The organism is Marinobacter sp. EhC06, from assembly GCF_001650915.1.
Lineage (GTDB): Bacteria > Pseudomonadota > Gammaproteobacteria > Pseudomonadales > Oleiphilaceae > Marinobacter.
Window position 1 is genome coordinate 169,165 of the sequence record NZ_LXYO01000034.1, and the last position, 26,891, is coordinate 196,055.

Annotated in this window: 22 protein-coding genes; 8 read left to right on the top strand and 14 right to left on the bottom strand. The window is 57.7% G+C overall.

The genetic code is table 11. The features are described from left to right. The first annotated feature begins 23 nt into the window (after window positions 1–23). From gloB to A8B84_RS17765, 7 genes are all read left to right on the top strand, one after another. The gene (gloB, locus tag A8B84_RS17735) at window positions 24–818 is read left to right on the top strand and encodes a hydroxyacylglutathione hydrolase (RefSeq protein ID WP_064230471.1); all 795 of its coding nucleotides are present in this window, start codon (window positions 24–26) and stop codon (window positions 816–818) included. A 168-nt stretch (window positions 819–986) separates the two neighbouring features. After that, window positions 987–2,687, top strand: coding sequence for a LysM peptidoglycan-binding domain-containing protein (locus A8B84_RS17740; protein ID WP_064230472.1), 1,701 nt, complete (start codon window positions 987–989; stop codon window positions 2,685–2,687). A 12-nt stretch (window positions 2,688–2,699) separates the two neighbouring features. Further along, window positions 2,700–4,523 (top strand): extracellular solute-binding protein, encoded by a 1,824-nt coding sequence (locus A8B84_RS17745; protein WP_064230473.1) that lies wholly within the window; start codon window positions 2,700–2,702, stop codon window positions 4,521–4,523. A 15-nt stretch (window positions 4,524–4,538) separates the two neighbouring features. Further along, entirely contained in the window at window positions 4,539–5,624 is a 1,086-nt protein-coding gene (locus tag A8B84_RS17750) for a microcin C ABC transporter permease YejB (RefSeq protein ID WP_064230474.1), read from the top strand. Further along, the gene (locus A8B84_RS17755) at window positions 5,621–6,649 is read left to right on the top strand and encodes an ABC transporter permease (protein WP_064230475.1); all 1,029 of its coding nucleotides are present in this window, start codon (window positions 5,621–5,623) and stop codon (window positions 6,647–6,649) included. The genes A8B84_RS17750 and A8B84_RS17755 overlap by 4 nt, the downstream gene beginning before the upstream one ends. 1 nt (window position 6,650) lies before the next feature. Then, window positions 6,651–8,255, top strand: a complete 1,605-nt coding sequence (locus A8B84_RS17760) for an ABC transporter ATP-binding protein (RefSeq protein ID WP_064230476.1) — start codon at window positions 6,651–6,653, stop codon at window positions 8,253–8,255. Window positions 8,256–8,320: 65 nt separating this feature from the next. Continuing rightward, window positions 8,321–9,106 (top strand): enoyl-ACP reductase, encoded by a 786-nt coding sequence (locus A8B84_RS17765; protein ID WP_064230477.1) that lies wholly within the window; start codon window positions 8,321–8,323, stop codon window positions 9,104–9,106. A 70-nt stretch (window positions 9,107–9,176) separates the two neighbouring features. Here A8B84_RS17765 and A8B84_RS17770 read toward each other — a convergent pair whose 3' ends face one another. Together A8B84_RS17770 and A8B84_RS17775 are read right to left on the bottom strand one after the other, a co-directional pair. Continuing rightward, the gene (locus A8B84_RS17770; RefSeq protein WP_064230478.1) at window positions 9,177–9,581 is read right to left on the bottom strand and encodes a PilZ domain-containing protein; all 405 of its coding nucleotides are present in this window, start codon (window positions 9,579–9,581) and stop codon (window positions 9,177–9,179) included. A 24-nt stretch (window positions 9,582–9,605) separates the two neighbouring features. Then, window positions 9,606–11,429 carry a DUF1631 family protein gene (locus A8B84_RS17775; RefSeq protein ID WP_064230479.1) on the bottom strand — a complete coding sequence of 608 codons (1,824 nt, stop codon included), beginning with the start codon at window positions 11,427–11,429 and terminating at the stop codon, window positions 9,606–9,608. Between the two features lie 175 nt (window positions 11,430–11,604). On the opposite strand from A8B84_RS17775, the gene A8B84_RS17780 reads away from it, so the two are divergent. Further along, on the top strand, window positions 11,605–12,681 hold the full coding sequence (locus A8B84_RS17780) for a 3-deoxy-7-phosphoheptulonate synthase (protein WP_064230480.1): 1,077 nt from the start codon (window positions 11,605–11,607) through the stop codon (window positions 12,679–12,681). A gap of 27 nt (window positions 12,682–12,708) precedes the next feature. Here the strand turns inward: A8B84_RS17780 and cobA are convergent, their stop codons facing one another. The 12 genes from cobA to trpA all read right to left on the bottom strand — a co-directional run bounded on the left by cobA (window position 12,709) and on the right by trpA (window position 26,878). Next, window positions 12,709–13,566: a uroporphyrinogen-III C-methyltransferase gene (gene cobA, locus A8B84_RS17785; protein WP_064230481.1), complete on the bottom strand. Its 858-nt coding sequence runs from the start codon at window positions 13,564–13,566 to the stop codon at window positions 12,709–12,711. Next, window positions 13,563–14,837, bottom strand: a complete 1,275-nt coding sequence (serS, locus tag A8B84_RS17790; RefSeq protein WP_064230482.1) for a serine--tRNA ligase — start codon at window positions 14,835–14,837, stop codon at window positions 13,563–13,565. Before serS ends, cobA begins: the two co-directional genes overlap by 4 nt. 87 nt (window positions 14,838–14,924) lie before the next feature. Then, complete coding sequence (locus tag A8B84_RS17795; protein ID WP_064230483.1) at window positions 14,925–16,262, bottom strand: replication-associated recombination protein A; 1,338 nt, start codon at window positions 16,260–16,262, stop codon at window positions 14,925–14,927. Then, on the bottom strand, window positions 16,262–16,909 hold the full coding sequence (gene lolA / locus A8B84_RS17800) for an outer membrane lipoprotein chaperone LolA (RefSeq protein ID WP_082905218.1): 648 nt from the start codon (window positions 16,907–16,909) through the stop codon (window positions 16,262–16,264). Before lolA ends, A8B84_RS17795 begins: the two co-directional genes overlap by 1 nt. 12 nt (window positions 16,910–16,921) lie before the next feature. Further along, window positions 16,922–19,492: a DNA translocase FtsK gene (locus tag A8B84_RS17805; protein ID WP_064230485.1), complete on the bottom strand. Its 2,571-nt coding sequence runs from the start codon at window positions 19,490–19,492 to the stop codon at window positions 16,922–16,924. Between the two features lie 6 nt (window positions 19,493–19,498). Next, a complete protein-coding gene (locus A8B84_RS17810; protein ID WP_064230486.1) occupies window positions 19,499–20,740 on the bottom strand; it encodes an O-succinylhomoserine sulfhydrylase in 1,242 nt (413 codons plus the stop codon). 26 nt (window positions 20,741–20,766) lie between these two features. Continuing rightward, a complete protein-coding gene (gene purF, locus A8B84_RS17815) occupies window positions 20,767–22,293 on the bottom strand; it encodes an amidophosphoribosyltransferase (protein WP_064230487.1) in 1,527 nt (508 codons plus the stop codon). Window positions 22,294–22,327: 34 nt separating this feature from the next. Next, a complete protein-coding gene (locus A8B84_RS17820; RefSeq protein WP_064230488.1) occupies window positions 22,328–22,897 on the bottom strand; it encodes a CvpA family protein in 570 nt (189 codons plus the stop codon). A gap of 91 nt (window positions 22,898–22,988) precedes the next feature. Next, entirely contained in the window at window positions 22,989–23,660 is a 672-nt protein-coding gene (locus tag A8B84_RS17825) for an SPOR domain-containing protein (RefSeq protein WP_064230489.1), read from the bottom strand. A gap of 123 nt (window positions 23,661–23,783) precedes the next feature. Then, window positions 23,784–25,109 carry a bifunctional tetrahydrofolate synthase/dihydrofolate synthase gene (gene folC / locus A8B84_RS17830; protein ID WP_064230519.1) on the bottom strand — a complete coding sequence of 442 codons (1,326 nt, stop codon included), beginning with the start codon at window positions 25,107–25,109 and terminating at the stop codon, window positions 23,784–23,786. Further along, on the bottom strand, window positions 25,093–26,019 hold the full coding sequence (gene accD / locus A8B84_RS17835) for an acetyl-CoA carboxylase, carboxyltransferase subunit beta (protein WP_064230490.1): 927 nt from the start codon (window positions 26,017–26,019) through the stop codon (window positions 25,093–25,095). The genes folC and accD overlap by 17 nt, the downstream gene beginning before the upstream one ends. Window positions 26,020–26,065: 46 nt before the next feature. Beyond that, window positions 26,066–26,878, bottom strand: a complete 813-nt coding sequence (trpA, locus tag A8B84_RS17840) for a tryptophan synthase subunit alpha (RefSeq protein WP_064230491.1) — start codon at window positions 26,876–26,878, stop codon at window positions 26,066–26,068. Window positions 26,879–26,891 lie beyond the last annotated feature (13 nt).

Genomic DNA, 26,891 nt, shown 5'->3' on the forward strand with positions numbered 1-26,891 from the left:
TCGATACGCACATGTGGGGCCCTATGCTGACCATTTCTGCCATACCCGCCTTCAGTGACAACTATATCTGGTGCCTTTCCGACGCTTCCAGCGGCAAAGCGCTGATCGTCGATCCCGGCCAGGCCCAGCCGGTTCTCGAACACCTGGCCGAAAACAGCCTGACACTCGATACCATCCTGGTGACCCATCATCACCCCGATCATGTTGGGGGTGTCAAAGAACTGGTTTCCCGTTTTCCGGATTGCCGTGTAACCGGTCCCGCTGATTCCCCCTTCAAGGGTAGCACCAACCTGGTTCACCCGGGCGATGAGGTGATCTGGGAAGACATCACCTTCCAGGTTCTCGGCGTGCCCGGCCATACCCTGGACCATATTGCCTATTTCACGGATGTCGAGGTAAATGGCCGGCCAGTCCTGTTCTGCGGCGACACCCTGTTTGTTTGTGGTTGCGGCCGCCTGTTCGAGGGTTCTCCGGAACAGATGCGCCAATCTCTTCAGACCCTGAGGGCCCTGCCGGGCAAAACCGCCGTTTATTGCGCCCACGAATACACCCTCGCGAATCTCCGTTTCGCCCGCAACTGGCTTCCGAATGATGAAGGGCTACGGGATTTCGAGCAGCAGTGTCAGAACGCCCGCAATGAAGGAAGGCCGACTGTTCCTTCCATACTTGAAGACGAGAAACGGCTGAATCCCTTCCTCCGCTGGGACGATCCGGCTGTGATGGACTCCGCCCGTGCCTATTGCGCCAGCCACGGCTTGCCGGCAGATTCCGAGAACGCCATCTTTGCGGCTATCCGCCACGGCAAGGATAACTTCTGACGCCCGGCGATACGCACTTAACAATTCCTCTCACAGCCGTAACGAGAGGTTCCTTGACCCTTTGAAAAGCGGTCCCATAGAATCGTTTCAACTTTGTGAACGTAAACTGTTAAATATGCCGGGCTTTCCGATTCTGAGTCCGGCCTCAACCTGAAACCGGATGTCTATATGTCGGTCAGTCGATTGTCGTTGATGTTTTTCGCCGGAGCCCTCGCGAGCGGCTGCAGTAGCCTGATCAACCAGAGTGAAGAAAACCCGCTGAACACTCAGGAAGTCACCGTTGCCGCTGGCGACGAGGGACTGAAAAAAGCCGTCGAGACCGGAAAAGACGGCGATGCTGCCCGCAATGAGCCACTGGACGAGGCTATTGCGCCTGAGCTGAAGGATGCCGCCAGGGATGCCCGCGAGAAACTCGACAATCCGGTTCAGAAAACCGCTGAAACAGAGGCAGTCGAGCAAGATCTTTGGGGTCGACTGCGCTCGGGATTTGTACTGGACCATGACATCGACAATGAACGCGTCCGGGACCAGCTGAACTGGTATGCCCGTCATCCCGGATACATCGACCGGGTGGTTGAGCGTGGTAGCCGCTACCTCCACTACATAGTCAATGAGACCGAAAAGCGAGGACTGCCGGCCGAGTATGCCCTGCTCCCAATTGTTGAGAGTGCATTTGATCCCTTCGCCTACTCCCATGGCAGGGCCGCAGGCCTCTGGCAGTTCATCCCCTCCACAGGAAAGTACTTTGGTCTGACCCAGAGCTGGTGGCACGATGAGCGTCGGGATGTTATTGCAGCCACCGACGCCGCCCTGACCTATCTTGATCGCCTCGCCAACCGTTTTGATGGCGACCACACCCTTGCTCTGGCCGCCTACAACAGCGGTGGCGGCACGGTCTCAAGCGCCATGCGCCGAAATCGCAACAGCAACAAACCGACCGACTTCTGGTCCTTGCAGCTGCCACGGGAAACGCGCCATTACGTTCCCAAGCTTATTGCACTGGCTAAAATCTTCGACAACCCAGGGGCCTATGGCATCGAACTGCCATCACTGAAAGACGAGCCCTACTTCGAGGTGGTTGAAACCGGCTCCCAGCTGGATCTTGCCCAGGCGGCGGAACTGGCCGGCGTGGATGTTGATGAGATCTACCTGCTTAACCCGTCTTATAACCGTTGGGCCACCTCACCGGACGGCCCCCACCGGTTGCTGGTTCCGGTTCAGAACGCCGAGAACTTCCGCACGGCACTGGCGCAAATTCCTGCCGATCAACGGGTTTCCTGGCGTAACTATGAGGTTAAATCCGGCGACAGCCTTAATTCAATTTCCCGGAAATTCTCCACGACACCGTCGGTACTCCAGCAGGTGAACAACCTGAACGGCGACCTGATACGGATCGGCCAGCGCCTGATGATTCCGTCCGCCTCCAAGGGTAGCGATGCCTACGCCCTGAGTGCCTCCCAGCGGCTTGAGCGCAAACAGGAGCGAAAGCGGGACGGAAACAAGGTTCGCTACACGGTTCGCAAAGGTGACACTTTCTGGGATATTGCCCGCGAGCACCGGGTTTCCGTTCGTGAAGTTGCCGCCTGGAATGGTATGGCACCCGGCGACCCGCTGATGCCTGGCAAGGAACTGGTTATCTGGTCCAAAACCAGTCAGCCCACGGTTATGGCCGCCAACAGTGGCCGTGGTGAGGCGATGGTTCGCAAGGTGGGCTACCGGGTGCGCAAGGGCGACTCTCTGGCCCGTATTGCCAGCCGGTTTTCCGTGAATGTGCGGGATATCGCAAGCTGGAACGATCTGAATACCGCCCGTTATCTGCAACCCGGGCAAAGTCTGGTACTCTACGTTGATATCCGAAACAGTCCCTGACGTGCGAGACTTATGACAAGAACACGGAAAGCCTCATCCCTTACGTCGTTTTTTTCAGCCCTGGCGTTCATTGCCACACCGCTTATTTCTCCGTTTTCTATCGCCGAAGAGGCAATGCCAGCACATGGCATTGCCATGCACGGCGAAACAAAATATCCGGCAGGTTTCAGTCACTTCGATTACGTTAATCCGGACGCCCCGAAAGGCGGCACGCTGAAGATGGCCGTCGTCGCCAACGGCTTCGATTCCTTCAATCCGTTTGATATCCGGGGTGTGGCTGCGGCAGGAATCAGCACCTACCTCTACGACACTTTGCTGGAATCCTCCGACGATGAGCCCTTCTCGGCCTATGGCCTGATTGCCGAATCCCTGGAAACCCCGGAAGACCGCAGCTACGTGGTATTCAACATCCGGGAGCAGGCGCGGTTCCACGATGGCGAAGCCATTACCGCCGAAGACGTGAAATTTTCTTTCGACACTCTCACCACCAAGGGACATCCCTTCTTCCGCAACTACTACGCGGACGTCAGTACCGTCACGGTGGAAGGCCCTCGTCGGATACGTTTTGATTTCAGCGATACCAGCAATCGGGAGCTGCCGCTGATCCTCGGTCAGATGCCGATACTGCCATCGCACTACTGGGCCGATCGTGAGTTTGGCAAAAACGGCCTGAATCCGCCGGTTGGCAGTGGCCCCTATCGGATAGGCGACTTCGAGGCTGGCCGATCCATCACCTATGAGCGGGTTGAGGATTATTGGGCCAAAGATCTGGGGGTCCGTACAGGCCGGTTCAATTTCAATCAGATTACCTACGACTACTACACCGATGACACCGTGGCTCTGGAAGCCTTCAAAGCCGGAAGTTTTGATTTCCGGCTGGAATCGTCCGCCAAGAACTGGGCCACCGCCTACACCGGTGAACGGTTCGAGAATGGCACTATTATCAAAGAGGCCATCGAGCACCACCGGCCCTCGGGCATGCAGGGCTTTGCCTTCAATACCCGGCGCAAGGTGTTTTCAGACCCGCTCGTGCGCGAAGCCCTGGCTTACGGTTTCGATTTCCAGTGGGCCAACAAGAACCTCTTTTTCGACCAATACACCCGTACTGACAGCTACTTCGAGAACAGCGACCTCGCTTCCTCGGGTCTCCCCACCGGCCGTGAACTGGAAATACTCGAACCTTACCGGGATCGGTTACCCGAAGATGTGTTTACCGAGGAGTACCAGCCACCCACAACCGAAGGTCAACAAGGGCTGCGCGAGAATCTGAGAACCGCCATGGAGCTGCTAAAGTCCGCTGGGTATGTCATCCGCGATGGCAAGATGGTACACGCCGAAACAGGCGAACCACTGGCGTTCGAAATCCTGCTGTTCCAGAAAAGCTTCGAGCGGGTGGTTCTACCCTTCAAGAACAATCTCGGCCGGCTCGGAATCGATGTTACCGTCCGCCTGGTAGACAGCAACCAGTATATCCAGCGGCTGCGGGAATTTGATTTCGATATGATCACTCAGGTGTTCGGCCAGTCGGATTCACCGGGTAACGAGCAGCGCGAATACTGGCATTCCTCCACCGTGGATGCCAAAGGCTCACGGAATTACATGGGCGTGAGCGATCCGGTGATTGATGACCTGGTGAGCATGGTGATTCAGGCGCCAGACCGTGAGGAGCTGGTGCATCGGGTTCATGCGCTGGATCGGGTTCTCCTGCACCATCATTATGTGATTCCCCATTGGCACCTGAGAAGCGACCGCGTTGCCTACTGGAACCATCTCCAACGTCCGGCCGAGACGCCCAAGAACGGTATCGACCTGGACAACTGGTGGGCGAAGCCCTGAGGAACACGCCGCTAAATGGGCATCTACATACTCAGGCGTCTGGCGCTGATCATTCCCACGCTGATCGGAATCATGCTGCTCAATTTTGTCATCGTGCAGGCCGCACCAGGCGGCCCCGTTGAGCAGCTTATTGCGGAAATGGAAGGCCACGGCGGCAGTGCTCTGGCCCGCGCCTCCGGAGGCGGCACCGGTGGTGAGGTAGCGGATTCCTCTGGCGATACGCGCGGCTCCCGCGGTATTCCAGATGAGCTCCTGAAGGAAATCGAAGTCATGTATGGCTTCGACAAACCGCCCCACGAACGCTTTTTCAAAATGCTTGGCGATTACGCCACCTTCAACTTCGGCGATTCCTTCTTCCGGGAAAAAAGCGTCATTGACCTGATTCTCGACAAGATGCCCGTATCCATTTCCCTGGGCCTCTGGTCGACACTCATCATTTACTTTATTTCCATCCCCCTGGGCATCCGAAAGGCCGTTACCGATGGCTCCAGATTTGATGTCTGGACCAGCTCTGCCATCGTGGTGGGTTATGCCATACCGGGCTTCCTGTTCGCCATACTGCTGATCGTGCTGTTTGCCGGCGGCAGTTATTTTGACTGGTTCCCGCTTCGGGGCCTGACGTCTTCGAATTTCGACGAACTCACCTGGTATCAGAAAATCGGTGACTACTTCTGGCACCTGGCGCTGCCGGTCACCGCGAATGTCATTGGAGGGTTTGCCACCCTGACCCTGCTCACCAAGAACTCATTCCTGGATGAGATCGGAAAACAATACGTGGTGACCGCCAGGGCCAAGGGGCTGGACCAGAAAGAAGTGCTGTATGGTCACGTGTTCCGGAATGCCATGCTGATTGTGATTGCCAGTCTTCCCGGTGTTCTGGTGGCCCTGTTCTTTACCGGCTCGCTACTGATTGAAGTAATCTTCTCCCTGGACGGGCTTGGATTACTGGGCTTTGAAGCGGCCCTGAACCGGGACTATCCGGTGATCTTTGGCACACTGTATATCTTCACCCTGATGGGACTCATCCTGAAGCTGATCAGCGACATCACCTATGTCCTGGTCGACCCACGGATCGATTTTGAAAGCCGGGAGGGCGCGTGAGCTTCCGGTCCCTGACTCCGATCCAGCAGAGGCGACTCCGTAATTTCCGGAAAAACCGGCGGGGCTTCTGGTCCTTGTGGGTCTTCCTGGCGCTTTTCGGCCTGTCGCTGGTGGCAGAGTTGATCGCCAATGACTCCCCCCTGGTTGTTTCCTACAAGGGGGATCTGTATTTCCCGGTGGTTCAGTCAGTGCCGGAAGAGACCTTCGGCGGGTTCCTTCCCACCGAGGCGAATTATCGGGACCCTTTCATCGCCGACGAGATAACTGCCAACGGCTGGATGGTCTGGCCACCGATCCGCTTCAGCTACAACACCATCAATTACGATCTTGAAGTGCCCTCGCCGGCGCCCCCCAGTGCCGAGAACTGGCTGGGAACTGACGATCAGGGCCGGGATGTTGCCGCCCGAGTCATCTACGGTTTCCGTATTTCAGTACTGTTTGGTCTGACCCTGACAATTGCCAGCTGCATTGTTGGTGTTATTGTTGGTGCCATCCAGGGGTTTTACGGCGGCAAGATCGACCTGCTGGGCCAGCGCTTTATCGAAATCTGGTCCGGTTTGCCGGTGCTCTACCTGCTGATCATTCTTTCCAGTATCGTCCAGCCCAATTTCTGGTGGCTGCTGGGCATCATGCTGCTGTTCAGCTGGATGGGACTGGTGGATGTGGTCCGTGCCGAATTCCTCAGGGCCCGCAACTTTGAGTATGTCAAAGCTGCCAGAGCGCTCGGCCTGGACAACCGCAAGATCATGTTTCGGCATATCCTGCCCAACGCTATGGTGGCCACGCTCACCTTCCTGCCGTTCATTCTTACGGGCGCAATCACTGGCCTCACATCCCTGGACTTCCTCGGCTTCGGTCTGCCCTCCGGCTCACCCTCCCTCGGTGAGTTGATTGCCCAGGGCAAAGCCAATCTGCATGCACCCTGGCTGGGCATTTCTGCCTTTGTCTCGTTGTCGCTGATGCTCACCCTGTTGGTGTTTGTCGGCGAAGCCGTTCGCGATGCCTTTGATCCGAGGAAGAGCTGATATGAACCAACTGCTTCAGATCTCCGACCTCTCCATCTGTTTCGATCAGGGGCCCGCAGCAGTCGAGTCCCTATCACTGGCTATCCGGGAAGGTGAAACGCTGGCGCTGGTGGGCGAAAGCGGCTCTGGAAAGTCCATTTCCGCACTGTCGATCCTGCGCCTCCTGGATGCACGCCACGCCAGCTATCCCAGCGGACAAATCCGTTACCGCGGTGAGGACCTGCTTGCTGCCACCGAGAAGCGAATGCGCCAGATCCGGGGCCGGGAGATCGGCATGATCTTCCAGGAACCAATGACGTCTCTGAACCCGTTGCACACCGTTGAAAAACAGATTGGCGAGACCCTGGAACTGCACAAGGGGATGCGGGGGCCCCAGGCCAGGCAGCGATGCCTGGAGCTCCTGCAACTGGTAGGTATACAGAACCCGGAAACCAAGCTGGGCGCTTATCCCCACCAATTGTCAGGTGGGCAGAAGCAACGGGTAATGATCGCCATGGCCCTGGCCAACGAACCAGATCTGTTGATTGCCGACGAACCCACAACCGCGCTGGATGTCACGGTTCAGAAACAGGTTCTGGAGCTGCTGCGGGATTTGCAGAAGAAGCTGGGCATGGCCATCCTGCTCATTACCCACGACCTGACGATCGTGCGACGCTACGCGGACCGGGTGGCGGTGATGGAGCACGGAAAACTCGTGGAAGAAGCCGATACCGACACCCTGTTCGCCAGCCCGCAACACGCCTATACCCGAAAGCTGCTGGATGCTGAACCTCCGGAAGCACCCCTGGCCCTTGGTAAGCGGGCGGAGCCATTGCTGGCCGTTGAACGCCTCGATGTACGCTTCCCGATCCGCAAGAGTCTACTGGGCAAGGTCAAGGAATCGTTTCATGCCGTGCAAAGTGCAGATTTCCAACTTAACCGTGGCGAAACGCTCGGTATCGTAGGTGAAAGCGGTAGCGGCAAGACGACTATAGGCCATGCCCTGCTTAAGCTTACCGCCAGCACAGGCAGCATACGTCTGGCCGGAGAAGAGCTGGCATTTCTGAACCAGAGGGAATTCCGGCCCTGGCGGCGGCGTGTCCAGATCGTCTTCCAGGACCCTTTCGGGAGTCTCAGCCCGAGAATGTCCATTGCCGAAATTGTCCGGGAGGGTCTGGAAATTCATGACGCGGATAACGCCGCAGAACATGATCAGAAAGTCATACGTGCGCTGACCGATGTCGGCCTGGATCCGGAGGCGCGGCACAGGTACCCCCATGAATTCTCTGGCGGCCAGCGCCAGCGCATCGCCATCGCCCGGGCGCTGGTGCTGCAGCCGGACCTGATCATACTGGACGAGCCCACCTCGGCCCTGGACCGAACGGTACAGAAGCAGGTCATTGAACTGTTGAGAGATATCCAGACCCGTTATGGTCTAAGCTATATCTTTATCAGCCATGATCTGGCCGTTGTCCGCGCCCTGAGCCACAAACTACTGGTGCTGCAGCATGGCCGGATTGTGGAGTATGGTGACGCGGCCGAGATCTTCCATACACCGCGCGCGGACTACACCCGTGAACTGCTGAACGCCGCGTTCTTTTACCAGAACACAACTACGACTATTTGAGCGTTACCCCTGCCAGAGCACTCAGGGATAATGCACCCAAATCAGGAACACAGGGAGAACGACCCATGGGAATCCTCAGTGGCAAAAAAGCACTGATCGTTGGCGTAGCCAGCAAACTGTCCATTGCTTACGGCATCGCCGAGGCATTCGCCCGCGAAGGCGCCGAACTGGCATTCACCTACCAGAACGAAAAACTCCAGCCACGGGTTGAGAAATTCGCCGAACAGTGGGGCAGCAAGCTGACCTTCCCCTGCGATGTGGCCAGCGACGAAGAAATCGAGAATGTCTTCAAGGAACTGGGCAAGCACTGGGACAACATCGACATTATTGTTCATGCCGTTGGCTATGCTCCGGGTCACGAACTGGACGGAAACTACGTGGACGTCACCACCCGTGAGGGCTTCCGCATTGCCCACGACATCAGCTCCTACAGCTTTGTGGCCCTGGCCAAGGGCGCTCGCAGCATGATGCACGAAGGCAGCTCACTGATTACCCTGAGCTACCTGGGCGCCGAGAAGGTTCTGCAGAACTACAACGTGATGGGCCTGGCCAAGGCCTCGCTGGAAGCCAACGTTCGCTACATGGCTGCCAGCCTGGGCCGTGATGGCATTCGCGTGAACGGCATTTCCGCCGGTCCGATCAAGACCCTGGCCGCCTCCGGCATCAAGAGCTTCCGTAAGATGCTGGCCGAAAACGCCAGGCGTGCACCGCTGCGCCGGAACGTGACCATTGATGAAGTGGGCAATGCCGCCGCGTTCCTGGGTTCCAACCTGTCCAGTGGCATTACCGGCGAGATCATGTACGTGGACGGCGGCTTCAACATCACCGGGATGGGCGAACTGGAAGAGTAAGTTTCCCTCACTCGGAAACGAAAGAGCCGGCTTTATGCCGGCTCTTTTTGTTAAACGGAGTGAAGTTTCATCAATCCTGGTCCATCGCCGACGCCACGGCTTCTACCCACTCAACGTAGGCGGTGTCGTCGGATTCGATGATTCGCGCCCCCACCAGAAAGCTCGACTCGTTGGGTCGGCACCAGACCACTTCTACCATTAGACTGAAAGGCTCCGCATGGTTGCCAAGTAAGACGCTCGCCGGCAGCAGAGCCCCCAGGGAAAGAGGCTCGTCAGCGGTCAGGCAAAGACCACTGGCGGATATATCGCGAATGCCGCAGACAAGCTCCCGCTCCTCGGCCCCGGCTTCTTCCGGCAATCCGGATTCAAGCTCGAGAATCGCCCGGGCTCGGGCAGTCAGGCGGTAATCGGCACGGTTATCCTGATCAACAGGCGGATCATTCCGGGTTCCAAAGCTGTAATCGTTATCTGCCATTGTTGTTTTCCTGCTTCGGCAATATCAGTTTCGGCCTACACGGATTCGGCCAACGACCCTGCTTAGGGTGTCATCAAATTCTGCAGAGGTTCCAAGAACCCGGATCCGGCCTTCCACAATCCCTTCAACCAGGGCGTCCTCGAGAAATTCGCGCCGGTTCAGGCCAAGACGGTCTACAAAAACCAGCTTTCTGGACGCATTGATGCGTACGGCCAGTTTCAGGCGGGCCGGTTCATCGGATGTTTCATCGGGTTCAACGACAATCCAGCCACCAAGCTTGATGGCGTCCACCTGCTTCTCGGCCAGCAGCGTTCTTTCCTTACGGATTCGCTCCTGTTCGGCCTGTTCATCGGCGATACGTTGCTCTTCAGCGGCTTGCCGCTGGCGCTCAAGCTCGGCTTCACGCTCGGCTTCCTCAGCCCTGCGCCTTTCTTCGGCGGCTTCTTTTTCCCGCCGCAGTTCCTCGGCGCGCAGCCTGGCAGCTTCCGCTGCCTGTTCCCTCTGCCGACGTTGTTTCTCACAGACGCGGGCAAGCAGTTCGACGGTTTCTGCCAATACCCTTCCAAAAGGTGTGAGCTTCGGCAATGGCCGGATCTGCTCCTTTTCCAGGGCGGCCTGGAATTCACCCCAGGTCTGCAGCCCCAACTTTACGCCGGCGCCGTTGGTCCAGAGGATTTCTGCCGATTCAGGTAAAAACGCATAGAAATAACGCCGCTGCTCTCCGGTGCCCTCGCCCTCGACAAACCACTGCCCCTCATAAGGTTCAAAGGCTTCTGCGGCGGGCACTTCGAAGGTCAGCCAGTTGCTGTCCCATTGGAAACTCCCCGCCGCCGGCAAAGCCTCCACAAGGTCCGGTGCCTCCCCTCGCAGCCTGGAAACCATGACGGATTCGATCCCCGACAGGGACTGCGCAGGCAGGGATTCGTCAAAAACACGTTTCCAGACGTCCAGGATACGATCGCCGATCTGTTCGCCCACGTGATAGAGCCGGTTACGGTCCTTGTCGGAAAGTGACGGATCACCAATCCAGACCAGCCACTCAAGCAACTTGCTGCCATGCCGAAAATTCTCGCCCTCGAGACCGGAATCCCAGATCGACTGTTTCAGCAAACCCTGCCAGTGATCAAGGATAAACCGGACAATCGGAAGCGGTAACTTGCGCCCCTGGAGAGCACGACCAATCAATGCCCGGGAAGACTGTTCTGCCTTACGCTGTTTGGCAGCACCCTGCTCTGTTTCGAGTAGCCGTTGGCGAAGTTTTCCAACCTGGGCGTTCCTCTTCTCAGCGTCTTCCTGCCAGCGATAACAGAATTCGCTCACAGGTTCCGTCTTGCCGGATTCGAAACTGGCAGAAACGGCTATTACCAGCGAATCAAGCTGATCCAGCAGAACTTTGGAGGAGCGGCCTCCGGAATCGCTCCAGCCGCGCCACTCCTGCAGGCTGTCCAGCCACTCCAGGAGAGCCTTGCTGAAAGCCTTCTTGCCCTCCAGATTCATGCGCCAGGCGAGATAGAAACGCAGCCTTGCCACCCGACGGGCCAGGCTGGGATGCAGACCGCTTGTTTTCAGAAAGACGTCCATAATGCGGTCAGCCACATAGGCCGCGTTCACCTGCCGGGCCGACCACTCCAGATGAACGGAGCGGATAACATGGGTCACCCGCTCATCGCGCTGCTCGGACCAGCAGGAAACCAGCAGCGGACGCCAGTCGCTGACAGCGTCTGGTTCGAGCTTGCCCGCCGGGTATGGCAGGTCAGGAACACGTATGCCGGCCAGGACATCGTCTATCTTGCCTGAAACCGTTGCAACGGAAGGCACATCCTTCAGTCTCTGCCTGTTTTGCGACATCCGTTCCCCATACCTAAGAAGCGTTGAAAAGGCCCTGTAAATGACGCAGTATAACCAACTCGCCGGGGTTTACCGCAACCGCACACCGGCGCTATTCGCGTTAATCTGCAACCCTGTTGGCATATTCTATGGTCCACCAGGGCTGCAACGATCAGAATCGGGGAAGCAGAACAACATGTCGGGCAACAAACTAGAGAATCTGAATGTGGCGAGCCAGGAAGCACTGATCACTCCTGAAGCGCTGAAGAAGGAGATGCCGCTCTCCGACAAGGCCGCAGAAACCGTCTCAAAGGGCCGCCAGGCCATCTATGACATCATGGATGGTAAGGACCACCGCCTGTTTGTCGTGGTGGGCCCCTGCTCCATTCACGATGTTGAGGCCGCCAGGGATTACGCCGCGCGCCTGAAGAAGCTTGCCGATGAAGTCAGCGATACCCTGCTGATCGTTATGCGGGTCTATTTTGAGAAACCTCGCACAACCGTTGGCTGGAAAGGTCTGATCAACGATCCGCACCTGAACGACACCTTTGATATTGAGCAGGGCCTTCACATCGGACGTCGACTGCTGTTGGATATCAACGAACTGGGCCTGCCCGCAGCCACCGAAGCGCTCGATCCGATTTCCCCTCAGTACCTGCAGGACACCATTGCATGGTCCGCCATCGGCGCCCGTACCACCGAGTCACAAACTCACCGGGAAATGAGCAGCGGCCTGTCTATGGCGATCGGTTTCAAGAACGGCACCGACGGCAGCCTGGACGTTGCGGTGAACGCCATGAAATCCGTGTCTCACCCCCACAGCTTCCTGGGCATCGACCAGCAGGGACAGGTGGCGATTATCCGCACCAAGGGCAATAACTACGGCCACGTTGTCCTTCGTGGCGGCGGTGGCAAACCCAACTACGATTCCGTGAGCGTCGCCCTGTGCGAACAGGCGCTGGATAAAGCAGGCTTGCGCAAGTCGATGATGATTGACTGCAGCCATGCCAACTCCAGCAAGGACCCGGCCATTCAGCCGCTGGTCATGCAGGATGTGACCCACCAGATCCTGGAAGGCAACACGTCGATCCAGAGCCTGATGGTTGAGAGCAACATCAACTGGGGCAACCAGTCCATTCCCGAGAATCTGGCAGATCTCAAGTACGGCGTATCGGTGACGGATGCCTGTATCGACTGGCCAACTACGGAAAAAGCCATTCGGGATATGCGCAACAAGCTGAAGGATGTCTTGCCCAAGCGCAAGATCGGCTGATCGAAGCATGATATAAAACGGGGAGCCTCAGCTCCCCGTTGTCATAACCCCACCTATCCAGTCCAGCCTTTCTCTGAGCGCCACCACGTGGCCGATAATAACCAGCGTTGGCGGCTGGACCGCTTCCGCCTCTACTCTCTCAACGATGTTGCAGAGATTCCCTGTAACCACACGCTGATCCCTCGTTGTCCCCTTCGAGACCAACGCCACAGGCATATCCTGGGACATACCATGGGCGACCAACTGCCGGCAGATGATCGGCAGGCCCACCAGCCCCATATAGAACACCAGGGTCTGGTTGTTCTGGACAAAGTCCTTCCAGGGTAGATCGCAGGTATCATTTTTCAGATGGCCAGTCACGAACCGCACAGACTGAGCGTAATCCCGATGAGTCAGAGGAATGCCGGCGTAGGCGGCACAGCCGGAGGCGGCAGTTATACCCGGCACAACCTGAAACCGGACGCCGGCATCGGCGAGGGTTTCAATCTCTTCGCCACCGCGACCGAAGATAAACGGATCACCACCCTTGAGACGAACCACCTTTCGCCCCTGTCTGGCCAGCTCCACCAGTCGCTGATTGATCTGATCCTGAGGCAAGGTGTGGTTGGCCCGCTGCTTGCCAACGTGAACCATCTCGGCGGTGTCTGGGATCATGGCCAGTATTTCCGGGGAAACCAGACGATCGTAGAGCACGACCTCGGCAGAGGTAATCAACCTCCAGGCCTTGAGAGTCAGCAGTTCAGGATCTCCCGGCCCGGCCCCGACGAGGGCAACCTCACCCGCGGATGTGTTCGGGTTCGAAGTAACCGGGTTAACCCTGTACCTTACTGGTGCAGGGGTTGCACCAACGCCCTTCCCTGGTGCGATGTCTGGCTTATCACTCATTGGATTCTGTCGACGCCTCCCATATACGGCTTGAGAACCTCCGGAACCACAATGCTGCCGTCAGCCTGCTGGTAATTCTCCATGACCGCTATCAATGCGCGACCAACGGCAAGACCCGATCCGTTCAGGGTGTGGACGGGCTCGGGCTTTCCGGTTTCCGGATTACGCCAACGGGCATGCATGCGGCGTGCCTGGAAATCACGGGTATTGGAGCAGGAAGAGATTTCACGGAACTTGTCCTGGCCCGGCAACCAGACTTCCAGGTCGTAGGTCTTGGCCGCCGAAAAGCCCATGTCGCCCCCACAGAGAGCAACAACACGGTAAGGCAGCTCCAGCAACTGAAGCACCTTTTCGGCATGGCCGGTCAGGGCTTCCAGCGCGGCGTCTGAATCCTCCGGACGAACCACCTGCACCAGCTCTACCTTGTCAAACTGGTGCTGACGGATCATGCCACGGGTATCCCGACCGTAAGAACCCGCTTCACTGCGGAAGCAAGGCGTATGGCACACCATCTGGAGCGGGAGCTCAGAGGCATCAAGGATCGAATCTGATACCAGGTTAGTGGCGGGTACTTCCGCAGTGGGAATCAGGTACAGTGGATGCTCGCCTTCGGTTTTGAACAGATCTTCCTCGAACTTGGGCAACTGGCCAGTTCCATAAAGGCTATCGGCATTCACCAGGTACGGTACGTAGGTTTCCAGGTAACCATGTTCGCGGGTATGCAGATCCAGCATGAACTGGGCCAGTGCTCGATGAAGCCGAGCCACAGGCCCTCGCATAACGGCAAATCGAGAGTGCGCCAGACGGGTGGCAGTCTCGAAGTCGAGGCCTTTGAGCCCCTCACCCAGGGCCACGTGGTCCCTGGGCTCGAAATCAAAGTTCCTTGGGGTGCCCCAGGTGCGAATCTCGACATTGTCGTCTTCGCTATCGCCTGCCGGAACATCTTCATCCGGTAGATTCGGGATACCGGCCAGGAAGGCGTTGAGTTCTTCCTGCAGGGTACGGAGCTCGTCCTCGGCTTCTGACTTCTGTTTTTTCAGGTCTTCCACCTCGTCCAGCAGCGGCTGGATATCCTCACCGGCAGCCTTGGCCTTACCGATGGACTTCGATCGCTTGTTTTGCTCGCTCTGCAGGGTTTCCGTGCTTACCTGAAGGGCACGACGGCGCTCCTCGAGCTGCTCGAAGGCGGCGGTATCGAATTTGAAATTCTTGATGGTCAGCCGACGGGCGATCTCTTCTGTCTGGGTGCGGACACGTTTGGGATCGAGCATGATTATCCTGAATCTTCCGGTTAGCGATGTTTTGAATGACTGGCCATTATACCTGCACTGGCGCTCGTGGCTACCGCAGCAAAAGACTCAGGTGTAGCGTTTGCGGGGGCTTTCAGCGTTGCGGGAATCCAGACGCTGGCGCTTTTCCGCCAGTTTGATTTCAAGCCCGCGGTTTACCGGCTCATAATACCGGCGCTGATGAATGGCCTCGGGCAGGTAGGACTCCCCGGCGGCGAAGGCTTCGGGTTCATCATGAGCGTACCGATAAGTATCCCCATGGCCCATACTTTTCATCAGCTTGGTGGGTGCATTACGCAGGTGTACCGGCACTTCATAGTCCGGGTCCTGGCGGATGTCGGCCATACACCGATTGAAGGCGTTATAAACAGCGTTGCTCTTGGGCGCCAGGGCCAGGTAGGTCACCGCCTGGGCCAGCGCCAGCTCGCCTTCTGGAGACCCCAGGCGTTCCTGAGCGTCCCAGGCTTCCATGCTTAGCTGCAGGGCCCGGGGATCGGCATTACCGATGTCCTCACTGGCGATCCGCACCAGACGGCGGGCAACGTAGAGCGGATCACAGCCGCCATCGAGCATTCGGCACAACCAATACAGCGAACCGTCCGGATCTGAACCACGAACGGATTTGTGCAGGGCCGATATCTGGTCGTAAAACACATCACCGCCCTTGTCGAAGCGGCGCAGACTGGTCTGCATGACCTGTTCAAGCTGATCGGCCGCGACACGGTCCACTCCGGATTCATCCGGCTCCGCAAGATCGGCCGCCACTTCCAGAATGTTCAGCGCACGGCGAGCATCACCACCAGACGCAGAGGCCATCAGGGTCAACACGTCGTCATCAACCCGCAGGCGCCCACCAAAGCCCTCGTCAGCTGTCAGCGCACGGCGTAACAGCTGGAGAATGTCCTCTTCCTCGAGGTTCTTGAGCACGTAGACCCGGGTCCGGGACAGCAAGGCGCTGTTCAGCTCAAAAGAAGGATTCTCGGTGGTAGCACCAAAAAAGATGAAGGTACCGTCCTCAATATGCGGGAGAAACGCGTCCTGCTGACTTTTGTTGAAGCGGTGCACTTCATCCACGAACAGCAGTGTATCCCGGCCATGAGACTGCTTGCGATTGCGGGCCCGCTCCACAACGGCCCGGATTTCTTTCACACCGCTCAACACCGCAGAAACCGTCTCAAAGCTCAGGTCGCTGACGTTCGCCAGAAGTTGGGCAAAGGTGGTTTTACCTACTCCGGGAGGCCCCCAGAGAATCATGGAGTGAAGCTGACCCTGCTCAACCGCTCGTCGCAGCGGTTTGCCGGGCCCAACCAGATGGGCCTGGCCGACATAATCATCCAGGGTTGCGGGCCGCATTCTGGCGGCCAAGGGGCGGAAACCCGAGGATTCCGCGAACAGGCTGTCCTGCATCAGGCCCCGTCCCGGATAATATCCACACCCTCCGGGTAGTCGAGGGTAAACGCGCCGGCTTCAACCGGCTCGTTGAGCCTAATACGGTCAAAGCTCAGCACACTCAGCTGGGCCAGGGAGTCCTGCATGCGCATCTCCTGAAGCTCACCCTTGAAAAAGGTCAGTCTCAGGGACGTGAACAGGGAATCCGGGCTCCGTGGCTCCAGTATGAATTCACGGGTGTTGTCACCAATCTGGCGACCGGACACCTCGTAGGTTTCCTCCAGATTATCCACCTCACCACTGAGCAGGAGAGCCGGGGTGGATTGCACCCGGTCATCGAGATTGTGAATAGTGACCTGCTCCAGATCCGGGTCGTAGACTTCCACCGTCTCTCCGTCACTCACAATAAACTGCGAAAGGGGCGCGCTGGTTTCCCAGTAAAACAATCCCGGGCGCTTGGCTTTTAGCGAACCACGGGTTTCCTGAACCTTGTTGCCATTTTCGTTGACAACGATCTGGATGAAATCCGCCTGGTACGATTCGTAGCCCTTTAGCAACGAGGCCAACTCGTTCGCGTTATCGCTGCCCTCGCTCGCACTCACAGAGCCGGCAATAAGCACCGCCATGATCAGGGTGGCCAGGCATTTCATAAAAGATTGTCCCATTGCTTGTTACTCCTAATCTCTGGGTGGCGGCGGAGCCAGAACTTCACGGGCCCCGTTATGGCCTGCGGCGCTTACCACGCCGGATGCTTCCATGGCATCAACCAGGTTTGCCGCCCGGTTGTACCCGATCTTGAATTTTCGCTGCACCGAGGAAATCGAAACTCGGCGCCCTTCAGTGACGAACGCGACTGCCTCGTCGTAGAGCGCATCGCCTTCGCTGTCTCCACCGCCTTCTGAAAGGTTGGGTACCCCGGGCAGGCTCTCGCCTTCAGCGCCGTTGAGGACATCGTCCACATAGACGGGCTCGCCACGGGCTTTCCAGGCACTGACCACGCGGTGAACCTCATCGTCATCCACAAAAGCTCCATGCACCCGAACGGGCAGGCCCGACCCGGGTGGCAGGTAGAGCATGTCACCGTGCCCCAGAAGCTGCTCGGCACCGCCCTGATCCAGTACCGTGCGCGAATCGATCTTGGACGATACCTGGAACGACATTCGGGTAGGAATGTTGGCCTTGATCAGACCCGTTATCACATCTACAGAGGGCCGCTGCGTGGCAAGGATCAGGTGAATACCGGCCGCACGCGCCTTCTGGGCAATCCGGGCAATCAGTTCCTCAACTTTCTTGCCGACAATCATCATCATGTCGGCGAATTCGTCGATCACCACCACGATGAATGGCAGGGTGTCGAGTTCCGGCCGTTCCTGCTCGTCGTTGGCCAGATACTCGTCCGGCTTCCAGAACGGATCCAGGAGCGGTTCACCAGCGGCCACCGCATCTTTGATCTTGCGGTTGTAGCCCGCCAGGTTACGGACCCCGAGGCTGGCCATCAGCTTGTACCGGCGCTCCATTTCAGCCACACACCAGCGCAATGCATTGGCAGCCTCTTTCATATCCGTGACCACCGGCGCCAGCAGGTGGGGAATGCCATCGTAGATGCTCAGTTCGAGCATCTTCGGGTCCACCATGATGAAGCGGACCTCTTCCGGGCCTGCCTTCAGCAGCATACTCAGGAGCATGGCATTGACGCCGACGGATTTACCGGAACCGGTGGTGCCCGCTACCAGCAGGTGTGGCATCTTGGAGAGATTGGCAACCATCGGGTTGCCGCCAATGTCGTTACCCAATGCAAGGGTCAGTGGTGAACTGGATTCCTGGAACACCCGCGCGCCAAGCACTTCGCTGAGCCGGACCATTTCCCGTTCTTCGTTGGGAATTTCGATACCGACCACGGACTTGCCGGGAATTACCTCGACCACCCGAACGCTCAGTACCGCCAGAGACCGGGCCAGGTCCTTGGCCAGATTGGAAATCTTGCTGACCTTCACGCCTGGGGCCGGTTTGATCTCGAACCGGGTAATGACAGGGCCGGGATTGACCTCGACAACTTCAACAGATACCCCGAAATCACCAAGCTTTTCCTCAAGCAACCGGGACATATGTTCGAGGGACTCTTCCGAGTAGCCTCTTTCCTTATGCTCCTCGGGCGGATCCAGCAGGGAAATTGGCGGAATCGGGCTTTCAATATCTTCCAGCAACGAAGGCTGCTTGCTGCCCTTGTCTTTTGACTGGGAAGGTTGTTCATCTTTCTTGAAGGGCGAAATCTTCAGCGACCGGCCGGCCGGCTGGGAAGCTGGCTCAGCCTTGGCGGGCTTCCCGTTTGCAGCGGGCACCTCATCACGAGAGCTGAAACTTTCGAGCCTCGCCGGTTCCGGGTCGACCTCGGCAGAGAAACCATCCAGTGCAGGCTCTTTTCGACCGGCTTCCGGCTTTGGAGCAGCCTTCGGGGCTTTCGGCTTCTTCGGTCCGAAACCTCGAATCCGCTGCCACCAGCGCGGTTTGTCGGAATCCGCTTTCTTCCGTGAGTTGTCCACAGCAGGCACACGGTCCTTGACCACCGGTGGCTCAGCTTTGGGCTCTGGTTTCTCAGGCTTCGGCTTGCCTTTGAAAAGGCTCTTGATGGCAAGCCCCGTTCTGAGGGTCAGCCCACCCACCTGATCCATCAACCAGAACCAGGACAGGCCGGTGGTGACAGTCAGTGCGAAGAGGAAGATGGCAATCAGCAAAAGCGTCGTGGCCGGCAGATTGAAAAACCGCACCATGGCGTCGGCTACGGCCGTTCCAAGCACGCCGCCTGAGGAGGCCCCGAGACCAAACACGGAATACAGCGACAACAGGCTGGTTGCCGAGAGGAGGATCAGCAGGAAGCCACCAAACCGCATCATGAAGAGCGGCCAGTGCAGATCCAGGGAATCGTTACGCCGACGGATAAGCATCAACGCGTAACCGGCAATCATGACCGGGAACAAATACGCCACATGGCCAAAGAAGTCCATGAAAAGGCTGGCCAGCCAGGCGCCGGTGCGACCGGCATAATTCTGAACGCTGGTGTCATGGCCAATGCTTGCCCAGCCAGGATCTGAGGGGCTGAAGGTGACCAGTGCCATGGAGAGGTATATAGACAGGGCTATCAGCGCGATAACAGCGCCTTCACGGGCGCCCTGGGCTGCCAGGCGGCGAAAGCGCAGCTGCTTCTCTGTCAGTTCCTGTGGTGCTTTCTTCGCTTTTGCAGATTCGGCCATGAATGCTCAGACGTTATCGGTGCTTGCGTTCCGAAGCGCCTGAAAGCCCCTTTCAAGATCGGTTTTCAGGTCTTCAACAGCTTCGATTCCAACGGAAATCCTGATCAGGTTTTCCGTAATCCCGGCCCGCGCCTTATCCTCCGGCGATAAGCGCCCGTGAGTCGTCGTGGCCGGATGTGTGATCGTGGTTTTAACGTCACCCAGGTTTGCCGTAATGGAAATCATTCGGGTGCCATCAATGAAGGCCCATGCCTCTTCCCGCGCGCCCTTGAGCTGGAACGACAGCACACCACCAAATCCGGTTTGCTGTTTTTTCGCCAACTCGTGTTGCGGATGACTCTGGAGCCCGGCATAGAAAACACGTTCAACCGCCGGCTGTTGCTCCAGCCACAAGGCCAACTCTAACGCATTGTCACAGTGGGCGCGCATACGAATTGGTAAGGTTTCCAATCCCTTCTGGAACACCCAGGCGTTAAAGGGGCTCATGGTGGGACCGGCCGAACGCAGGAAGCCATAGACCTCTTCCATCATTTTTTCGGACCCGACCACAACACCCCCGACGCAGCGGCCCTGGCCATCCAGGTATTTGGTGGCCGAGTGAATCACGATGTCTGCGCCCTGCTCCAACGGACGCTGCAGCACAGGGGTGCAGAAGCAATTATCCACCACGAACAGAGCATCATTGTCATGGGCAAGCTGTCCCAGAGCCGCCATATCCGCCACTTCACAGAGGGGATTGGACGGAGTTTCAATGAACAGCATCCGGGTTTCAGGACGCACCGACGCCCGCCACTCTTCCATATCGGTCAGACTGACAAACGTGGTATCCACTCCGAATCGGGCCATGTATTTCTGAAACAACACGTTGGTGGTGCCGAACACACCCCGGGAGCAGATCACATGATCCCCGCTCTGCAGCAGCGCCATGCAGGTACTCAGGATCGCAGACATGCCGGAGGCGGTAGCAACAGCCCGCTCTCCGCCTTCCATGGCAGCGATTCGACCCTCGAAAGCCTGAACCGTCGGATTGGTGAATCGGGAATAGATGTTGCCGGGCTCATCGCCGCCAAATCGCGCCGCTGCCTGTGCTGCACTGCCATAAACGAAGCTGGAAGTGGGAAATATTGCATCGCTGTGCTCGAGCTGCCCGGTGCGGATCTGCCCTGCCCTCACGGCCAGCGTATCCACGGACATCCCCTCCAGATCGGATTCCGGGATCCAGACAGTTTCTTCGCGGCGAAAGGTCATCTACGTCTCCTGCCTGAAAGCGGCGTTCAGTCTTCGTCGTTATGCAAGTCAATAATGCCGTTGTCCCCGTCGGTGCCGCTGGCACTCTCGGATCGCTTCTCGTCATTGCGCAAGCCGTCTATTCGGCTGAGGTAGGCTTCATCAACATCACCGGTCACGTAATCGCCGGTAAATACGGAGCACTCCCAACCCTCAATGTCATCGTTCACTTCACTGACACAGGTTATCAGGTCCTCCAGGTCCTGATAGAGCAGCCAGTCGGCACCAATCAGCTCCCGGATTTGCTCCACAGTGCGGCCATGGGCAATCAGCTCACTGGCGGAGGGCATATCGATCCCATAAACGTTCGGGTAGCGCACGGGCGGCGCCGCAGACGCAAAATAAACCTTGCGAGCACCGGCATCCCGCGCCATCTGCACAATTTCCTTGCAAGTGGTACCGCGAACAATGGAATCATCCACCAGCATCACGTTTTTGCCACGGAACTCCAGATCGATCGGGTTGAGCTTCTGGCGGACCGATTTCTTGCGCATTTTCTGGCCGGGCATGATAAATGTCCGACCGATGTAACGGTTCTTGATGAACCCTTCACGGAACTTCACGCCCAGACGGTGCGCCATCTGCATGGCTGAGGTCCGACTGGTATCGGGAATCGGCATGACCACGTCAATATCGTGATCAGGTGTCTCACGGAGTACTTTCTCTGCCAGGGTTTCGCCCATCCGCAAGCGAGCCTTATAAACAGACACCTTGTCAATAATGGAGTCAGGCCGGGCAAAATACACGTGTTCGAAAATGCACGGGTAAAGATGCGGCTGCTCCGCACACTGACGGGTATACAGGGTGCCGTCCGTTTCGATATAGACCGCCTCCCCTGGCGCAATGTCGCGCACCAGGGTGTAGCCCGCCGCGTTCAGGGCGACGCTTTCTGAGGCAATCATGTATTCCTTGCGGCCGTTTTCGTCCGTGCGCTCGCCGTAGCAGGCCGGCCGGATACCATTCGGATCCCGGAAGCCGACAATGCCATAGCCGGTAATCATGGCAATCACGGCGTAGGCGCCCCGGCAGCGCTTATGCACCGCACTGACCGCCGAGAAAATCTCGTCCTTGGTCGGGTCGAGTTTGCCCAGTTTCTGCAGCTCGTGGGCAAACACATTCAACAGAACTTCCGAGTCGGAGTTGGTGTTGATGTGGCGCAGATCGGTCCGGAACAAGTCCTTGCTCAGGTCATCGGCATTGGTCAGGTTGCCGTTGTGGGCCAGGGTGATGCCGTACGGGCTGTTAACATAAAACGGCTGGGCTTCGGCTGAACTGGAACTGCCCGCTGTCGGATAGCGAACGTGGCCGATGCCTACGTTCCCCACCAGTCGCCGCATGTGCCGGGTGTGGAATACATCCCGCACCAGGCCATTGTCCTTGCGGAGGAAAAACCGCTCATCCTGAAATGTCACAATGCCCGCCGCGTCCTGGCCCCGGTGCTGAAGTACAGTCAGCGCATCATAGAGCGACTGATTGACGTTGGAAGTACTGACGATGCCGACAATGCCACACATGGATAAGACTATCTCCGAGTGTTAAAACTGAATGTTAGCGGGACGCGGACGCGGGTTCCACGCCTTCCTGCTCTGTAACGGGTTCCGGTTCCGGCGCATTTTCCGGCGCAGGTCCCAAAAAGCGTGCAAATTCATCGCCCAGGGTTCGCCTGGACCAGTCTTCCACCACGGCCAGGCGATCAATAATAATTGAGGTTCGCCACCAGGTATCCTGGGCGAGCGGCGTATAGCGGGTGAACGCAATGGCAACAATCACCACCACCACACCGCGTAACAGCCCGAACCCCATGCCAAGCACCCGATCGGTGGCGGACAGTCCAGTGGCCCGAATCAGATGGCCGATCATGTTATTGATGATGGCCCCGACGATGAGGGTTCCAAAAAAGAGGATGGCGAACGCGGCGATGAGCCGGACCAGAGGCGTTTCAACCGTGCTTTCCAGCAGGGACTGCATCTGGGGATGGAAGGTTCGAGCCAGAATGAACGCCCCCACCCATGTCACCAGAGACAGGGCTTCCCGTACAAAGCCCCGCTTCAGACTGATGAGGGTGGAAACTGTAATGAGGGCGATAATGACCCAGTCAATCCAGATCAGCGCTTCCATTGAAAACCCGGTGGAGAAAAGGAAGCGCGAATTCTATCAGGAAACCGCGGCTCGCCAAACCGCAAGACACACATAAACCCGAACCCGATCGCTATTTTTCGCCGGAGGTAACCAGACTGTTCAGACCAAAGGCATCGTCCAATGCCCTCTTGGCGGATTCGGCTTCGGATTTGGATGCAAAAGGCCCACTGAAGACGCGAGTCAGTGTGGTGTCCCCGCGGACAACTTCCTGCAGATGAGAGCCATAACCTTTCTCTCGTACCTGGTCTCTGAGCCGGCGGGCATTATCGGAATTGCCGAAGCTTCCAAGCTGGACCACCCAGGCGCCTTCCAGGGAACGTTCATATTCAGCGGTTTCCGTAGCCGAACTCTCTGAGGCTTTTTCTTCAGTTTCGGCCGGAGCACTGGCCTGTTCCTGAGCAGGGGGCGCCGAGGGCTGCCCGCCGTCGGACGACTGTGTCACCTCGGAGGCTGCTTCGGCGCCGGGAGACTCCTCAAGAATGCGATATCCCGGGGAGTCACCGCCATCGTCTTCAACCGCTGGCGCTGCCACACTGCTATCGCTGGACTCAAGGCCGTAGGACGGCGCGGGCTCCAATTCGGAGTCGGGTGCTTCCACTTCGGGGAACGGTGGCTCCTCCGGAATCTTGATGGTGGTAGAGGTGCGCTCGGAATGAGGCTCATCAAAGAGCATAGGAACAAAGATAACCGCCAGGGAAACAAGGACCAGCGCCCCGATTATTCTCTGTTTCAGTCCATCCACGTTGCTAGGCTCCCAACTGTTGTGACTGCGCCCCGAGAGGCACCTGTCCGCAGATACTAACTGCCCGGAGGGCGGAACTCAAAGTGCTACCCGCCGCCATGGACAAAGTTTAAGGCCGGTTGTCTAGCTTCCGGCCGAATCTTCAGCCCTTAGAATTGCCCGCCCCTCGGCAACTGTGAAGAACGAGCCGAAAACGACGACAACATCGTTCGGGGCCGCTCTGGAAAGCGACGATTTGAGCGCCTCTCCCACTGATTCAAAGGCCGGAGCATGACCGATGCCCCCATCCACCAGTCTTGACTGCAACTCCTGACCGGATAGCCCCCTCGGCACTTTCAAGCTGGCCAGGTACCAGGCATCGACGACCCCAGCCATTGCTTTTCCGACACCTTCCACATCCTTGTCCGCCAGAGCACCGTAAACTGCATGGACCCGTCGGCCAGGGGATTTCAGACTACCCAGCTGTTCAGCCAACCATCCGGCCGCATGGGGATTATGACCGACATCCAGAAAAATATCCGGGGAGGACCCAAGGCGCTCGAATCGTCCGGGCACGCAAAGGCCTGAAAGCACCTGTTCAATGACGGAAACCGGGAGCTCCGGTTCAAGCTTGCGAATGGCAACAACTGCCGCTGCCACGCTTGTGACTGGCAAAGGCCCGGCGGGCAAGCGAACAACTTGATCGTGATAGTTCAGCAGCACTGCCGGAAAACCGGAACCGCCCTGCTCCTCCCTGACCAGTTCATAGTCCCGCTTGAACAGGTCCAGATCGACTCTCTGGGCGACGGCCTGCTGAAGCACCGAGCGGGGCGGATCGGTGTCGGCGTAAACCGCTGGGATGCCTGGTCGGAGCACGCCGGCTTTCTCGAATCCGATGACTTCCCGGTTATCACCGAGGAAGGCAACGTGGTCAATGTCCACAGAGGTCAGTAAGACGAAATCGGCATCCAGGACATTCACCGCGTCCAGGCGACCACCAAGACCCACCTCCAGAATCCAGTCATCCAGGCCGGCCTCGGCAAAAGCGACAAACGCGGCCAAGGTTCCGAACTCAAAATAGGTGAGCGAGACGGATCCACGGGCTATCTCAACCGCTTCGAACGCCTTTACAAGGGCCTCGTCGGCAATCTCCTCACCATTCAGGCGTACCCGCTCGTTATAACGCTGCAGGTGTGGCGAGGTATAGGCTCCAGTACGGCGCCCTGCAGCTCGCAACAATGCCTCCACCGCCGCAACAGCGCTACCCTTGCCGTTGGTGCCTGCCACCGTGATGATGCGTGCCTGCGGTTTCCGACGGAAAAGCCGGCGCAAAACCACAAGTACCCGGTCGAGGCCAAGGTCAATTTCGGTGGGATGAATTGCTTCAAGATAGGCAAGCCACTGATCGACAGTGGCCCCGGCCCCCGGCGAAGCCGGAGGCTGGTCTGGACGGTTATTCGACGGGGGCATCTGTTTCAGGCTTTTCCGAAACTTCAAATTCAATGGGCTCTTCGGTTCCGGGACGCTCCTGACCGGTGAACTTGGCCAGCACATGAGCAATGCGCGTACGCATCTGGTGACGATGGAGAATCATATCGATGGCACCGTGCTCCAGCAGGAATTCACTGCGCTGGAAGCCTTCCGGCAACTTTTCACGAACCGTCTGTTCGATGACCCGCGGACCGGCGAAGCCAATCAAGGCATTCGGCTCGGCAATGTTGAGATCGCCCAACATGGCCAGACTGGCAGAAACACCACCGAACACAGGGTCTGTCATTACCGAAATGTAGGGGATCCCCTCAAGCTTCATCCGCTCAAGCACAGCAGCCGTCTTCGACATCTGCATCAGTGACAGGATGGCTTCCTGCATTCGGGCCCCACCACTGGCGGAGAAACAGACCAGGGGAATCCGATGCTCGAGAGCGACATTGGCAGCCTGGACGAATTTCTCGCCCACCACCTGCCCCATGGAGCCACCCAGGAAGCCAAACTCAAAAGAGCAGGCAACCAACGGCACCCCAAGCGTTGTGCCTCTCATGGCCACCAGAGCGTCTTTCTCGCCCGTGCCTTTCTGGGCCTGCGACAGGCGATCCTTGTAGCGTTTACTGTCCTTGAACTTCAGGCGATCCCAGGGCTCAAGCTCAGCGGCAATTTCTTCTCGCCCTTCGGGATCAAGAAAAACGTCCAGGCGACGACGGGCCGTGACCCTCAGGTGGTGGTTGCATTTGGGGCAAACATCGAGGTTTTTCTCAAGTTCCGGCTTGTAGAGAAAGGCGCCACATTTGGGGCACTTCTTCCATAACCCCTCCGGCACTCCAGTTCTCTGCTTGGATTCCGAGCGAATCTTGCTCGGCATGATCTTGTCCAGCCAGTTACTCATGATTTCATCCTGTCCTTTGACGCCTGTTTGCCCTCCTCCCCTTTAATCAGGAGGCGAGACTGTCCAGTGCTTCACGCATCGGGTGGAGCAGATCCGTCAATGCCCGTTTGAGCTGGTCGGTATCTGCCTGATTTCTGGCTATTGTATCGACCAGGACACTGCCAACAATTACACCATCGGATACCCGACCAACCGCTGCGGCGGTTTCCGCATCGCGGATTCCGAAGCCGACACCAACAGGAAGCGCGGTCAGTTCGTGAATGTGGTTAACTTTTTCAGCAACCTCATCCACGTTGATGGTGGCGGATCCTGTCACACCCTTGATAGAAACATAGTACACATAACCGGACGAGTGCTCACTGATTGCACGGATCCGGTCATCGGTAGTTGTCGGTGCCAGCAGGAAGATGGCGTCGAGATTTCGCTGGGTAAACAGCGGCGCAACTTCGTCGGCTTCTTCCGGCGGCAGATCCACGGTCAGGATGCCATCCACGCCGGCATCCTTGGCGGCGTCGGCAAAAGTCTCGTACCCCATGGCTTCCATTGGATTCAGGTAGCCCATCAACACTACCGGGGTAGCGTCATCTGTTTTGCGGAACTCCTTGACCATGGCAATTACCTGCCTCAGGGAGGTGCCATGAACCAATGCACGCTCGCAGGCCAACTGGATAACCGGACCGTCTGCCATCGGATCGGAGAAAGGCACACCCAGTTCGATAATATCGGCACCTGCTTTCACAAGCGTGTGCATCAGATCCACCGTGACATCGGGATGGGGGTCACCGGCGGTAATGTAGGGAATAAGTGCCTTTCGACCTTGTCCTTTCAGGGCCTTGAGGACCCCTTCAATTCGGCTCATGCCTGCTCCTGTC

Bases quoted from the DNA above. Each gene is read 5' to 3' on its own strand.
- A8B84_RS17770 (WP_064230478.1), bottom strand. From the start codon at position 9,581: ATGGCAGATAACGATTACAGCTTTGGAACCCGGAATGATCCGCCTGTT.
- A8B84_RS17810 (WP_064230486.1), bottom strand. From the start codon at position 20,740: ATGACCTTTCGCCGCGAAGAAACTGTCTGGATCCCGGAATCCGATCTG.
- accD (WP_064230490.1), bottom strand. From the start codon at position 26,019: ATGAGTAACTGGCTGGACAAGATCATGCCGAGCAAGATTCGCTCGGAA.
- purF (WP_064230487.1), bottom strand. From the start codon at position 22,293: ATGTGTGGCATTGTCGGCATCGTCAGTACTTCCAACGTCAATCAGTCG.
- A8B84_RS17780 (WP_064230480.1), top strand. From the start codon at position 11,605: ATGTCGGGCAACAAACTAGAGAATCTGAATGTGGCGAGCCAGGAAGCA.
- trpA (WP_064230491.1), bottom strand. From the start codon at position 26,878: ATGAGCCGAATTGAAGGGGTCCTCAAGGCCCTGAAAGGACAAGGTCGA.
- lolA (WP_082905218.1), bottom strand. From the start codon at position 16,909: ATGGGACAATCTTTTATGAAATGCCTGGCCACCCTGATCATGGCGGTG.
- gloB (WP_064230471.1), top strand. From the start codon at position 24: ATGCTGACCATTTCTGCCATACCCGCCTTCAGTGACAACTATATCTGG.
- A8B84_RS17750 (WP_064230474.1), top strand. From the start codon at position 4,539: ATGGGCATCTACATACTCAGGCGTCTGGCGCTGATCATTCCCACGCTG.
- A8B84_RS17765 (WP_064230477.1), top strand. From the start codon at position 8,321: ATGGGAATCCTCAGTGGCAAAAAAGCACTGATCGTTGGCGTAGCCAGC.
- A8B84_RS17740 (WP_064230472.1), top strand. From the start codon at position 987: ATGTCGGTCAGTCGATTGTCGTTGATGTTTTTCGCCGGAGCCCTCGCG.
- serS (WP_064230482.1), bottom strand. From the start codon at position 14,837: ATGCTCGATCCCAAACGTGTCCGCACCCAGACAGAAGAGATCGCCCGT.
- folC (WP_064230519.1), bottom strand. From the start codon at position 25,109: ATGCCCCCGTCGAATAACCGTCCAGACCAGCCTCCGGCTTCGCCGGGG.
- A8B84_RS17820 (WP_064230488.1), bottom strand. From the start codon at position 22,897: ATGGAAGCGCTGATCTGGATTGACTGGGTCATTATCGCCCTCATTACA.
- A8B84_RS17745 (WP_064230473.1), top strand. From the start codon at position 2,700: ATGACAAGAACACGGAAAGCCTCATCCCTTACGTCGTTTTTTTCAGCC.
- A8B84_RS17795 (WP_064230483.1), bottom strand. From the start codon at position 16,262: ATGCAGGACAGCCTGTTCGCGGAATCCTCGGGTTTCCGCCCCTTGGCC.
- A8B84_RS17805 (WP_064230485.1), bottom strand. From the start codon at position 19,492: ATGGCCGAATCTGCAAAAGCGAAGAAAGCACCACAGGAACTGACAGAG.
- A8B84_RS17775 (WP_064230479.1), bottom strand. From the start codon at position 11,429: ATGTCGCAAAACAGGCAGAGACTGAAGGATGTGCCTTCCGTTGCAACG.
- A8B84_RS17760 (WP_064230476.1), top strand. From the start codon at position 6,651: ATGAACCAACTGCTTCAGATCTCCGACCTCTCCATCTGTTTCGATCAG.
- cobA (WP_064230481.1), bottom strand. From the start codon at position 13,566: ATGAGTGATAAGCCAGACATCGCACCAGGGAAGGGCGTTGGTGCAACC.